This is a genomic window from Rhodococcus sp. IEGM 1330 (assembly GCF_033142445.1).
Classification (GTDB): domain Bacteria; phylum Actinomycetota; class Actinomycetes; order Mycobacteriales; family Mycobacteriaceae; genus Rhodococcoides.
In genome coordinates, this window is the sequence record NZ_JAWLSB010000002.1 from 351,228 (window position 1) to 363,370 (window position 12,143).

Here is a 12,143-nt window from a genome sequence, read left to right on the forward strand (position 1 = left end):
TCTGAGCGGGGCAGTGGTCCATCGACGCTGTCGGTGAAGCGGGTGGTGCGAGGACCTACGGGAAAATGAGACCCGGGGTCTTCGACGTCGCGGCCTCGAAACGAGCCTGGACGTCGGCCCAGTTGACGACGTTCCAGAACGCCTTCACGTAATCGGCCTTGACGTTCTTGTACTGCAGGTAGAAGGCGTGCTCCCACATATCGACCTGGAGCAGCGGGATGATGCCCAGCGGCACGTTGGCCTGCTGGTCGTAGAGCTGGAAGGTGAGCAGCTTCTTGCCGAGCGAGTCGTAGCCCAGAACTGCCCAGCCGGAGCCCTGCAGGCCGTTGGCGGCAGCGGTGAACTGTGCGCGGAACTTGTCGAACGAACCGAACTGGTCGTCGATCGCGGCACCGAGCTCACCCTCGGGCTTGTCGCCACCGTTGGGCGAGAGGTTCTTCCACCAGATGGAGTGGTTGACGTGGCCGCCGAGGTGGAAAGCGAGGTTCTTCTCCAGCAGGAAAATGGCTGCATGATCGTCGTTGTCACGCGCTGCGGCGAGCTTTTCGACCGCGGTGTTCGCGCCTGCGACGTAGGTGGCGTGGTGCTTGGAATGGTGAAGCTCGTTGATCTCGCCCGAGATGTGCGGCTCGAGGGCGGAGTAATCGAAATCAAGGTCGGGCAAGGTGTACTCGGACACGTGGTTCCCTTCTCTAACGACGCCGTACCCATCGTGTGATGCGGGCACGTTCGTCCTACTGCGGATCTTTCGTAGGGTTCAACCCAATCTCATTCCTACCCCCAGTGCAACAGTTGTAACCGAGATGCTTTTCTCGGAATAAATTCGTGTGAACGAGACAGTCGAATTATTCGGCTGTGAATCCGCTCCGAATATCACGAAACAGTTGCGGAGCGGCTGCGGATTGGTCCAATAGATGAACGGAACCTAAACTCGCGGGTGTGAACGGGGACCGACCGAGCCAGAGCACGGTCGACGAGTCCGCCGCCACACAGCCCGTCGACGCGCCCCGAGTCCAGATGGACGGTGCCGACCTACTCCGCGTCATCGCCGTCCTCGCGGTGTTGTACTCACACATCTCGTTCTATCTGCTCGACGACATCGGCGGCGGCTGGTGGGTGATCGACATCGTCAACACCGTTCTCATCGAGGACGCAGGCCTCAACCTGCACCTGTCCTTCGTCGGCGTCAGCATCTTCATGCTGCTCACCGGCCTGCTGATCACCCGATCCGCCATGCGGCAATCGCGTCGGGACTTCATGGTCGCCCGCCTCGCCCGCCTCGTCCCGGCCCTCTGGTTCGCCGTCGCCACGGCCGTCATCCTCGTCAAGCTCGGCCTCAACGGAATGTTCAGCGGCCAGCCCGGCATCACCAACGGCGAGGCGTTTCTCAGCTTCTTCCTCGGCGGCTTCTTCCTCCGACCCGAAGTCGCCGTACTCGGCGTCACCTGGACCCTCGCCGTCCAGATCGTGTTCTATCTCTACTGCGTCGCCATGCGCTCGACTCTGCGCACCAGGCCCATCGTGGTACCGCTGATCGGAGCGGCACTGTGCGCACTGGTGATCGTCTACAACCTCTACCTGCCGCAGCCCTACACAATTCCGTTTCTGACCAAGGTTGCGGCCGTCCTGCCCACCCTGTTCATCGGCCAGATCATCTACCTCGGCTGGGCGAAACTCGTGACCTGGCGGTGGGTCGTGCTCGCAGTGATCGCCCAGATCGAAGTGATCCGACTCGGCATCGAAGTCCACACCTTCTGGATGGGCGACACCTACCTCTGGACATTGCTGGTCATCACCGGCACCGTCCTGATCCTCGCCCGATACGACGGACCCATCACCCGCTGGCCCGTCATCCGATGGATCGGCACCCGGAGCTACGCGATCTACCTGATCCACACCCTCGTGCTCTACCGCATCTACGCAACCGTCGAACCGCACCTGGGCCCCAGCGCCGCAGTCCTGGCATTCCTGGCCGGTACCGCCGCACTCGCCGAAATCATGTACCGATGGATCGAACTGCCCGCTGCACGACGCATCAGCGCGCACTACGCCCGCCTACGCGCCCGATCCGCCGCCTGACCGAGGCCCCCATGGGTACTCAATGTGACATTCAGTGGACCGGAGTGGAGCCTGCGTAACGACCGACAGCGCTTTGGGCAGTCAATGTCACGTTGAGTGGACTCTGTCGGGCCGGATTCGGTGAGGGTTACAGCTGCGGGAGAACCTCGGAGGCCACTAGTTCGAGGTGATCGAGATCGGTGAGGTCCATGGTCTGCAGGTACACGCGTGTCGCGCCGATGGCTCCGAAGCTGCCGATTTTGTCGACGAGTTCGGCGGGGCTTCCTGCGGCACCGTTCTCGCGTAGTTCGGATACCTCGCGGCCGATGGCGGCGGCGCGTCGCGCGATGTCTTCTTCGGTGCGGCCGCAGCAGAGGACGAGAGCGTTGGAGTAGACGAGGGAGTCGGGGTCGCGGTCGGCGGCTGTGCAGGCTGCGCGGACGCGCCCGAACTGGGTTTCGGTGTCGGCCAGCGAGGCGAAGGGGATGTTGAATTCGTCGGCGTATTTCGCGGCGAGCGCCGGGGTGCGCTTCTTGCCTCCGCCGCCGATGACGATGGGCGGGTGGGGTGACTGCACCGGCTTGGGGAGCGCAGGGGAGTCGGTGACGGGGTAGTGCGTGCCGGCGTGCGAGAAGGTCTCGCCGACGGGTGTGTTCCAGAGTCCGGTGACGACGGCCAGCTGCTCTTCGAGTCGGTCGAAGCGTTCGCCGAGCGGCGGGAAGGGAATGCCGTAGGCCTTGTGCTCGTCTTCGAACCAGCCGGCACCGAGGCCGAGATCCACGCGACCCCCGCTCATGGCGTCGACCTGGGCGACGCTGATGGCCAGCGGCCCCGGGTAGCGGAAGGTCGCGGAGGTGACGAGGGTGCCGAGTCGAATGGTCGAGGTCTCGCGGGCCAGCCCGGCCAGGGTGATCCACGCATCGGTGGGGCCGGGGCCGCCGTCGCCGCTCATCGCGAGGTAGTGGTCGGATCGGAAGAATGCGCCGTAGCCGAACTCCTCTGCAGCCTTCGCCACACGGAGGAGGTCGTCGTAGGTGGCGCCCTGTTGCGGTTCGGTGAAGACGCGCAGTTCGATGGAAGTCATGTTCGCCAGCCTAAACAGCAGATTCGTGAGACCGCAGACGGCGGCTGTGTCAAATCACCATCGATCCACAGCCTGAGTTGGTATTCGGTACACCGCGAGACCGACTCGACGCTTTGACCTGTGGATAGAAACCGGCACGAGCCCCGATTCTGTGGATCGATCTGTGGATACTGTGGATAACTTCTGTGACTCCAGTGACGTAGGTCATAGCGAGGCAGCGCTTCGGTCGCACGGACACGGGTGGCAGCCCCGCGCGGACGCGTGACAAGATCGAGGTGTGTCTCATCCCGATCAGTCGCCTGCCGTCACCGTCGATCGTCTCCCGGTGCCGTTCCCGCCGGCGGCCGTCCTGCTCGACGTGCGTGAGGACGACGAGTGGCAGGCCGGACACGCACCTGACGCCGTTCACATCTCGATGGGCGACATTCCGTCCCGCGCCGGTGAGATCGACAACCAATCCGAGGTGTACGTCGTCTGCAAAGCCGGTGGTCGCTCGGCTCGCGTCGTCGAATATCTCAATCGCGTGGGCTACGACGCGATCAACGTCGACGGTGGGATGCTCGCCTGGCACGCCGCTGGTCGACCGATCCAGCGCGACGACGACCACGAAGCGAGAATCATCTAGATGTCGGCACCGCAGGGACGCGCTCAGGCGTTCCAGGTCTGTGCCCGCTGCAGCACCCGCTGGGCTGTCGGCGCACGGCCGGGCACCTGGTGCCCCCGCTGCCACGGCGTCCTGCTCTCGCCGGTGTCCACCAGGGCGCCCGCGCAGGGTGCCCGAAACTTCCGATGGGTAGCCCGCCCGGCGACCTCGTCGAGGACAGCAGAGCGCCGCAGCCGATCCGCATCTCCCACCCCGACGCCGCACTACACCTCGACACCCACCTGGGGGTTGCGCGACATCCCGCGCGATCCCGAGGCCGATCGCCGCATCGGTCGCGTCGAGCGGTACGCCGCCAACGCTCAGAACCTGGTCCTCGTGACCGCGATGTTGCTGGTGCTCGCCGCGTTCGCCGAAGTGTTCCGGTACGGCATCCTGCTGCACAACCGCGTGCGGCTGGTCTCGCCGATCACCCTGGCCGTGTCCGACGCATTGGTGTATTTCGCCCAGGTCGGTGCGCTCGTCATCGGTCTGGCGGCGCTGATCACCTCGTCCTGTTGGCTGATCGACCAGCGCAGACACGCCTTCGCTGCCGCCGGCTCCACCGATCCGCGATCGGTGCGCCCGATGTTGCTGTTGTCGATGCTGCCTCTGGTCCGCATCGTGATGCCAGGGGTCTACCTCACCGAGGTGGTCCGTCTCCGCGGCGATGCCGATGCCGACGTACACCGCGAACTGACGCTGGTTCGCATCTGGTGGGCCGTCTGGGCAGCGAGCAACGCACTGGTCATCGTCCAACTGCTGTGGAACCTGCGTGATTCCCTCCAGGCCCGTGCCGACGGAGTTCTGCTGTCGGCATTCGTGGCACTGGTGGCCGCGGTCTCGGCCGTGCTGACCCTGGCCGTGATGCGCCGACTCGAAGGCCGCACGCTGCGCGGCTCCGCCATATCGCGTCCGACCCGCTGGGTGATCGCCACCGGCACCGCGCCGAAGCCGCAGCCCGAAACCGAGAACGCCGACAGCGACCGGACCGAACAGAAGCAACCCGAGCACGAACCCGAGGCGGTGACGGCGTCGTGAGTCCCGATCGCCGCGGGCCTCTGGTCGTCGCGCATCGAGGTGCGTCGGCGGCCAAGAAGGAACACACTCTCGCCGCCTACGATCTCGCTCTGCGCGAGGGAGCGGACGGCGTCGAATGCGATGTGCGGCTCACCAAGGACGGCCATATCGTGTGCGTGCACGATCGCCGCGTCGATCGAACCTCGAACGGCACCGGCATCGTCAGCGAGATGGACTTCGCCGATCTCGCTCGACTGAACTACGGCGACGCCGACGAACCTGCCGAACTCCTGACGTTGCACGACCTCATCTCGCTCGTCCTGGACTGGACCAGCAAGCCGGTCAAACTCTTCATCGAAACCAAGCATCCCGTGCGATACGGCTCGCTGATCGAAAGCAAGGTTCTCGCCGAGCTGCACACGTTCGGCATCGGTGCGCCCGCGTCGGCGGACCACTCGCGCGCGGTCATCATGTCGTTCGCGCCGTCGGCCGTCTGGCGCGTACGGCGGTCGGCTCCGATGCTTCCGACGGTGCTCCTCGGAGACAGCTCGCACTACCTCGGTGGGGGAGCGGCGACGACCGTCGGGGCCACCGCCGTCGGTCCGTCGATTCGAGCGCTACGCGAGCACCCGGCCATCATCGACCGCGCAGCAGCGTCCGGCCGGGCCAGCTACGTGTGGACCGTCGACGAGAAAGAGGACGTCGACCTGTGCCGCGAGCTCGGCGTCGGGTGGATCGCCACCAATCACCCCGGCCGAACGCGAGCCTGGCTCGAATCGAAGAACGTGTAGGTTTTCGGGCGTGGGTAAGAGCAAAAGAAACAGTGGACCGAAGCAGGACAGCAACCGAGCAGCGAAGCTGGCGCAGCGAGAAGCAGAACGCGCGAGCATCGAATCGGCGCCGACTCGCCCGTTCGAAGGCCTCGCCGCCGAATGCGACCTGGTAGCGATGCGCGAGTTCGTCCCGTCGGCGACGGCATCCGCGCCGATCACGGTGGACGGTCGCACCATCACGCTGGCAACGGTGCTGCCCGGTGCCGTCGCGGCATTGGTGCGCGAAGATGCGGGCACCGTCGAGGGATTCGTCGGCCTTCAGGTGCAGACGCAGTCGAAAGACGTTGCAGCAGATATCAGTAGCGCACTCGGCTGGGTGTCCACTGCTTCCGCGGGCGAGTCGCTCGAAGCCGCGAAGATCACCGACAGCACCCCCGCGTTGACCGAGGTGCTCGACGCGTCCGCGCTGCTCGAGATCACCGTTCATCAGGACTTCAACTGGTGGATTCCCGAAAATGCCACTCCCGCAGCCGATGTGACTGCCACCGTGGAGCGCGCGAATCAGGCGATCATGCCCTCGGCGCGGATCGAGGCCGACGGCGTCGTCGCGGCCTGGTGGGTGGATGCAGGCGACAAGGCGCACATCCGGTGGGTTCGCCCGGAGAGCGAGGACGACGTGATGCTGGCCCTCGCGCGCCTGCACGCTGCCGGCGATCTCAACTTGGGTGAGGGCTCGCGCTACGCCGGTTCGTTCCGTACACATGGGCTTCTGGTGCCGGTGTTCGATCTCGATCCCGAGATGCACCCCACCGAATGGGCAGCGCCCACAAAGGAATTCGGCGAGAAGCTGGGCGAGGCACTGGCTGTCGACGCTCCGCTCACGGCGGCGCAGTTGCGTTCGCGCGACGGCCTACGCGGACGCCAGGTCACTCTGCGCTAGAACGCGAGCGAAGGTGGCCGCCCGAACAAGGATTCTTGTTCGGGCGGCCACCCGTATGAGCGCGAGGGTTCGCGCGTTACTCGCGTAGTAGTGCGGTGCGAATCAGATCGATCCGCCGGCAACGGTGGGTGCGCCCGAGTCGGCGGTCACGCTGGTGTTCATCTCACGGGCAACGAACTGCTCGAGATCGAACAGGTTGTGGCCCGCGCGATCGGCGATGTTGAGCAGCGTCTTCATGCTGGCAACTTCCTCGACCTGCTCCTTGAGGAACCACTGCATGAACTGCTCGCCGAGGTAGTCGCCCTCTTCGCGTGCGGTGCTCGCCAGAGCGATGATCTGCTCGGTGACGGTCTCCTCCTGCGCCAGAGCCAGAGCGATGGCCTCGCGCGGATCGGTGAACACGGACTTCGATGCGTCGACGCCGGTCAGCTCGACCGTGATGTCACGATCGAGGAAGTACTGGACGATCATCATCGCGTGGTTGCGCTCTTCGACCGACTGCGCGTAGAAGTGCTTCGCCAGCTGCGGCAGATCGACATTCGCGAAGTAGACCGCGGTGGCGATGTACTGCTGCGAGGCGTTGAACTCGTTGCGAATCTGGTCGCGGAGAAGTGCGTGGAACTTGGTGTGGCTGGTTTCCTTGATGTCTGCGCTCATGCACAGGACGATATGCCTGGTCAGAGGGCATTGTCATCCAAGTCGATCCTTATTGAGGCGAACGTGGCCTAATACAGTCGATCCTAAATGTCTGCCCTGAGCAGGGCGCAACCTACGCTCTTCCGGCTTCTTTCGGGGCATTGGTGGCGCGGATCACCGTGGAGCCGATCTCGCGAGCGACGTACTGCTCGATGTCGAACAGGTTGGATCCGGCCCGGCGAACGACGTTGAGCAGACTCTGCATCGCCGCCACCTCCTCGACCTGCTCGGTGAGGAACCAGTGGGTGAACTGCTCGCCGATGTAGTCGCCCTCGGCCCGGGCAGCGCGCGCCAGCGCGGTGATCTGCTCGGTCACCGTCGACTCCTGAGTCAGCGCCAGTTCCACCGGTTCGACGACCGACTGGAATGCCGTCACCACGTCGTCGATGCCCGACGCGTCGACCTCGAGCCGATTGTCGATGAGGAAACGGATCATCATCATGGCGTGCCGACGTTCTTCGGCGGCCTGAGCGTAGAAACGTGTGGCCAGCTGTGGAAGATCGTTGCGGTCGAACCACACCGCGATGGCGACGTACTGCTGCGAAGCGGTGAACTCGTGCCGCACCTGGGCGCGCACAAGATCGTGGAACGACGTACCGGGGGTGGCGGCGGGCTGGGCAGACGGCAATGTCATGGTCCACAACCTACAACCCAGGGTCGTTCCGCAGGCTCCACTCCCGCCTACCGATGCAACCTGCGCTCAGGGGCCACCGGTCAACAGTTCCGGGGGGATCTCGCGATCCTGCGCGATGGCGTCGAAGAATGCCGGAGCGCGAGTGTCGTCCCACAGCAGCACGTTTCCGACGTCGGAGTCCTGGAATCCGCCGACGGGCACCGTCGTGGTCACCGGACCGCTGCGCATCGCCCAGGCCAACGCGGCGAGGTTCCAGATGTGATCTCCCTCGTCGACGCTCAACGACGACGCGGTGTCGGACACCAGCGGCCACAACCGCAGTGGGTTGAGGAAAGTCGAAGCGCTGGTTGCCTTTTCCAGGAGGGCAGACATGAACGCGCGCTGATTGTTCATCCGGTCGATATCGGCCAACGCCGTCGCGCGGGACCGCACAAATCCCAGCGCCTCGGCTCCGGTGAGATCCTGGCAGCCGGCGGCAATGTTGATGCCCGCCAACGGATCGTCGATCGCATTCTGCACGCACACGTTGACTCCACCGACCGCATCGACGATCCCGGCGAAGCCGCCGAATCCGATCTCTGCGTAATGATCGATGTGCACACCGGTTGCACCCTCGACCGTCTGTACCAGCAGCGGCGGCCCGCCGAATGCGAAGGCCGCGTTGAGCTTGTCCTGGCCGTTGCCCGGAATCGATACGTACGAATCGCGCGGCAGGCTCACCATCGTGGGCGCGCCGCTGCCCTCGGGGATGTGGATCAGGATGATCGTGTCGGTGCGGCTCGGGCCCACCTCGCCGCCGGTCGCGAGCGAGGCTTCCTGCTCCGGCGTCAGGCCGGCTCGCGAATCCGACCCGACGAGAAGCCAGTTGGTGCCGGGTGTGTCGCCGATGCGTCCGGGATACGAGGTGAGGGCATCCACGCGCGTCAACGAGCTGTCGGCGTAGTAGACGACGCCGCCGATTCCCAGCACGAGAACCAGCAACACGATCAGGAAGCGTCGACCCCAGCGTCTGCGCTTGCGCGGCTTCGCCACCTTCGGTGGACGTGAATCGCGTTGCGGCCGAACAGGTTCGGGACGGCGCAGAGCCCGCTGTGCTGGTGCTGCCGGTTGCCTGCGCTCCTCGGTGAACGGCTCCGGCTGCTGACGCGGCGCATACCCGGTGCGACCCGGTGGATCGTCCTGGGAACGTGAGTACTGACGCGTCGAATTCGGCGAATCCGACTGTGCCGGAGGTGACTGTGCCGATCGAGGTTCGGGTGCCTGCGACCACGCCTGCTGAGGGCTGTGGCGTGGGAGTGGTGCCGGCCGAGGTGGCCCTTCCGGCCTGGGAGTGGGGCGGCCGTCGCGTCGGATGAACTCGGTGCCCTCCGGTGGCGGGCCCGGACGGTACCCGCGTGGGGGCGGCTGTTGGCCGGGCGGCGGGCGATTGGGCCGTGGCTGGGGCGGCTGTTGGCCGAGCGGCTGCTGACGGGGTCGTGGTGGACCCGGTGGCTGCTGCGGGGGTGGACCTCCGGCGCGACCGGGTTGGGGCGCTGGACCTGGCCGGGGCGCGGGATCGGGACGACCGTGCCTACTGGGCATCGATCGGTCCGGTGGCGGCGTGCGGTTCGGTGGGGTGCGGTCCGGCGGGGTGCGGTCCGGCGGCGTTCGACCGGGAGGCGGCGTTCGCCGGTCTGGCGCGCCGTGCCGTCCGTAGCGATCGTCGTCGTTCACGGATCGACTGTACCTACCGCCGCGCGAACAACCGGGTTCCTCGACGCCGGATTCACGGGAGCCACGACAGATGTTCGCGCAGGAGGGCGTAGCCGACGAAGGCGACGATGTCGATCAGAGCGTGCGCGATCAGCAGTGGCCACAGTCTGCCGGTGCGCTGCCAGTAGCGGCCGAACACCAGACCCATGAGGAAGTTTCCGACACCACCGCCCACGCCTTGATAGAAGTGATAGCTGCCGCGCAGCAGTGACGAACACAGCAGGGACGCGTTCTCGCTCAGACCGAGCCTGCGCAGGCGAGAGATCAGGTACGCCACGACGGTGATCTCCTCGGCACCGGAGTTGGCCAGTGCGTACAGAATCAGTGCCGGGACGCGCCACCAGTGGTCGTCGAGGGCGCTGGGTACGACGTTCAGATTGAACCCGAGGGCATTGCCCACGAGATACAGCGCCAGGCCGGGCACACCGATCAGGGCGGCCAGTCCGACGCCGTGACCGAGGTCGATCTTCAGCCGCGGCCGGGCCAGCCCGATCGCTCGGGGTGCCAGATCGGCACGCCACAGCAGGTACAACCCCAGTGCGCCCCAGGCGCACAGACGCAGAATGCTCAGCAGCTGGAACAGCAGATCGATGAGGCTGAAACTCGACCGCGACGAGTTCAGCGCCACGGTCTGATCGGACAGGGAAGCGGTCTGCAGCGCGTCCTCGATGAGCGAGAGGATGCTGCTCATACCGCTCAGGCCGAACGTCACCAGCAGGACGATCGCGATCTCGACCTTGATGGTGGTGCGTTCGCGGGCATCGGGCGGGGGAGCCGTACTCGCGGGCGGTGGTGGCGTCAACCAGCTCTTGAAGTCGATCACCGCACGAGTCTGCCCTGTTTCTCGAAACGTCGGTCAGCCGCGGGCGCGTAGCCCGTTCAGAAACGGGCACCCGGCGAGAACGCGCAGCGCGCGACCGAGCGAGAGGACGTCCCGGGCGGGCTCGGCGAATCCCAGCCGGACGTCGTTGTCACCGCATTCGCCTTCGATGCGCAGCCGAATGCCGTAGCGATCGATGCCGAGCGGCCGGATTCGACCCTGCCGCAGCGACGGCGGGAGGCGACGGGCCAATTGGGTGAGCAGGTCCGGGTGGTCGGAGTCGAGGTGCTCGAGCCAGCTGGTCTCCATCTCCCAGAAGGGATCGGGTTCGGCTGCCAGCAGCGTGTCGACGTCGACCGGCTCGGCTCCGGTGCTGTCGGCGACCACGGCGGAGGTGACGATCAGCCGCATCAGCGAGGTGGTGTGGCCGACGTCGAGGAGGGCGGGATGCGGATGTTCGGCGGCCACTGCTCCGGCCATGGGTCGCATCAGCGATTCCGGGACCGGGCGTAGATCGCCGCGAAGCCACACCAACGATCGCACCGGTTCACGCAGGGCGAGCGGCGCGTGATCGGTGAGTTCGAGCACGGCGGGCGTTCCGGCACGGGAGGACTGCCAGGTGACCGCGCTGTCGAGGGAGTCGGTGGGGACGGCGAGGATCATTTCCCCGTTGGGTCGCAGGTGGTGCAGGGACGTGATCACCGGGTCGCTGCCGTCGATGGCCAGGGCTGCGCCCTCGGCGCGCATGCAGGCACTGCGCACGCGTTCGGCAGTGGTCGGTCCGGTGGTGGTGGTTGCGCCGAGCATGGGCTCCTCCGATGCGATCGGTCAGGCGAGTAGGTGAGGCAAACCTAAGTTAGCGTGGTGTGGCGAGGATCGCAAGGCCGTGCCCGGGAGTGGAGCCCGCGGAACGACCCAGACCACAGGAGTGGAGCCCGCGGAACGACCCAGATCCGGGAGTGGAGCCCGCGGAACGACCCAGACCCGGGTCTACCGTGAAGGCGTGCCGATTCCGCTGACCCTCGGTGTGCCACACCGACCCGACCCGAACGCACTCGTCCACGGACTGCTGCAGCCGATATGTGCCGACGCCCATTCGCTGGCCGCAGCCCCGCGTGGAGCCGAGTACGGACCGCCCGTCGTCCGGGCATCGACCCTGCTCGCACTGTCCGGATCGGACGATCTCGGGCGCATCGTGGTGCATCTCGACATCGATCCCGACGAGCTCCGAGCAGGTCGGACCGGCGGCTACGAGGCCGTCCGGTTCGACGTCGACGCCCCAGTCGAGCACCTCGCCGATGCGCTCACGCTGCGGTTGCCCTCGCCGCTGGTCGTCTTCCCGATGTTCGACGCGATCGACGTGGCCGAGACCGCGGAGGCCGTCGTCCTTGCCCACCGGACACCGGGCATCAGCGTCGGCGACACCCCGCGGCGCATCGCCGACGTGCTCGCCGTGGTCTCGCACGCCGATGTGGGTCTCGTCGCCCGCGCCGACTCCGGCGACGAGGTGCTCGCGATCCTTGCTGCGACGGTGGCGTCGCTCCGCGGAGACGACATCGCCGCGGCCCTTGCTGCTCCGAACGTCGCCGCACTGCGGGCCCTCATCCCCGAGGCCGCCGAGGCGGTGCGCGAGGTGCTGCTCGGAATCGAGATCGTCGACGCTGCCCGCGCCCGAGCCCGGCTCGTCGACGTCGGTTTGATCGCTTCGTGGACGTCGACAACGTAA

The 12,143-nt window shown here is 66.1% G+C and carries 13 protein-coding genes; 6 read left to right on the plus strand and 7 right to left on the minus strand.

What is annotated here, in order from left to right; all coding sequences use genetic code 11:
- Positions 1 to 55 precede the first annotated feature (55 nt).
- Complete coding sequence (locus R4P57_RS06605; RefSeq protein ID WP_037186603.1) at positions 56 to 679, minus strand: superoxide dismutase; 624 nt, start codon at positions 677 to 679, stop codon at positions 56 to 58.
- 338 nt (positions 680 to 1,017) lie between these two features.
- Here R4P57_RS06605 and R4P57_RS06610 point away from each other — a divergent pair, with 338 nt between their 5' ends.
- Complete coding sequence (locus tag R4P57_RS06610) at positions 1,018 to 2,079, plus strand: acyltransferase (RefSeq protein ID WP_317802315.1); 1,062 nt, start codon at positions 1,018 to 1,020, stop codon at positions 2,077 to 2,079.
- Positions 2,080 to 2,206: 127 nt separating this feature from the next.
- Here the strand turns inward: R4P57_RS06610 and R4P57_RS06615 are convergent, their stop codons facing one another.
- A complete protein-coding gene (locus tag R4P57_RS06615; protein WP_317802316.1) occupies positions 2,207 to 3,133 on the minus strand; it encodes an LLM class F420-dependent oxidoreductase in 927 nt (308 codons plus the stop codon).
- 286 nt (positions 3,134 to 3,419) lie between these two features.
- Here R4P57_RS06615 and R4P57_RS06620 point away from each other — a divergent pair, with 286 nt between their 5' ends.
- The 4 genes from R4P57_RS06620 to R4P57_RS06635 are packed head-to-tail and all read left to right on the plus strand — an operon-like array spanning position 3,420 to position 6,515.
- Complete coding sequence (locus tag R4P57_RS06620) at positions 3,420 to 3,767, plus strand: rhodanese-like domain-containing protein (protein WP_411742310.1); 348 nt, start codon at positions 3,420 to 3,422, stop codon at positions 3,765 to 3,767.
- Positions 3,768 to 4,823 (plus strand): DUF4328 domain-containing protein, encoded by a 1,056-nt coding sequence (locus R4P57_RS06625; protein WP_317802053.1) that lies wholly within the window; start codon positions 3,768 to 3,770, stop codon positions 4,821 to 4,823.
- Entirely contained in the window at positions 4,820 to 5,593 is a 774-nt protein-coding gene (locus R4P57_RS06630) for a glycerophosphodiester phosphodiesterase (protein ID WP_121871780.1), read from the plus strand. Before R4P57_RS06625 ends, R4P57_RS06630 begins: the two co-directional genes overlap by 4 nt.
- A gap of 10 nt (positions 5,594 to 5,603) precedes the next feature.
- A complete protein-coding gene (locus R4P57_RS06635; RefSeq protein WP_317802054.1) occupies positions 5,604 to 6,515 on the plus strand; it encodes a DUF5926 family protein in 912 nt (303 codons plus the stop codon).
- Between the two features lie 102 nt (positions 6,516 to 6,617).
- Here R4P57_RS06635 and R4P57_RS06640 read toward each other — a convergent pair whose 3' ends face one another.
- The 5 genes from R4P57_RS06640 to R4P57_RS06660 form a co-directional block, all read right to left on the minus strand.
- Positions 6,618 to 7,172: a ferritin gene (locus R4P57_RS06640; RefSeq protein ID WP_317802055.1), complete on the minus strand. Its 555-nt coding sequence runs from the start codon at positions 7,170 to 7,172 to the stop codon at positions 6,618 to 6,620.
- 112 nt (positions 7,173 to 7,284) lie between these two features.
- Complete coding sequence (locus R4P57_RS06645) at positions 7,285 to 7,845, minus strand: ferritin (RefSeq protein ID WP_317802056.1); 561 nt, start codon at positions 7,843 to 7,845, stop codon at positions 7,285 to 7,287.
- A gap of 66 nt (positions 7,846 to 7,911) precedes the next feature.
- Positions 7,912 to 9,198 (minus strand): LCP family protein, encoded by a 1,287-nt coding sequence (locus R4P57_RS06650; RefSeq protein WP_317802318.1) that lies wholly within the window; start codon positions 9,196 to 9,198, stop codon positions 7,912 to 7,914.
- A 412-nt stretch (positions 9,199 to 9,610) separates the two neighbouring features.
- Positions 9,611 to 10,420, minus strand: a complete 810-nt coding sequence (locus R4P57_RS06655; protein WP_411742311.1) for a CPBP family intramembrane glutamic endopeptidase — start codon at positions 10,418 to 10,420, stop codon at positions 9,611 to 9,613.
- Between the two features lie 33 nt (positions 10,421 to 10,453).
- Positions 10,454 to 11,224, minus strand: coding sequence for a DUF2470 domain-containing protein (locus tag R4P57_RS06660; protein WP_317802057.1), 771 nt, complete (start codon positions 11,222 to 11,224; stop codon positions 10,454 to 10,456).
- Between the two features lie 196 nt (positions 11,225 to 11,420).
- Between R4P57_RS06660 and R4P57_RS06665 the strand changes: the two genes are divergently transcribed.
- Positions 11,421 to 12,143: a hypothetical protein gene (locus R4P57_RS06665; protein ID WP_317802058.1), complete on the plus strand. Its 723-nt coding sequence runs from the start codon at positions 11,421 to 11,423 to the stop codon at positions 12,141 to 12,143.

Excerpts from the sequence above, each read along its gene's own strand:
- R4P57_RS06610 (WP_317802315.1), top strand. The coding sequence starts at position 1,018 with ATGGACGGTGCCGACCTACTCCGCGTCATCGCCGTCCTCGCGGTGTTG.
- R4P57_RS06625 (WP_317802053.1), top strand. The coding sequence starts at position 3,768 with ATGTCGGCACCGCAGGGACGCGCTCAGGCGTTCCAGGTCTGTGCCCGC.
- R4P57_RS06640 (WP_317802055.1), bottom strand. The coding sequence starts at position 7,172 with ATGAGCGCAGACATCAAGGAAACCAGCCACACCAAGTTCCACGCACTT.
- R4P57_RS06645 (WP_317802056.1), bottom strand. The coding sequence starts at position 7,845 with ATGACATTGCCGTCTGCCCAGCCCGCCGCCACCCCCGGTACGTCGTTC.
- R4P57_RS06660 (WP_317802057.1), bottom strand. The coding sequence starts at position 11,224 with ATGCTCGGCGCAACCACCACCACCGGACCGACCACTGCCGAACGCGTG.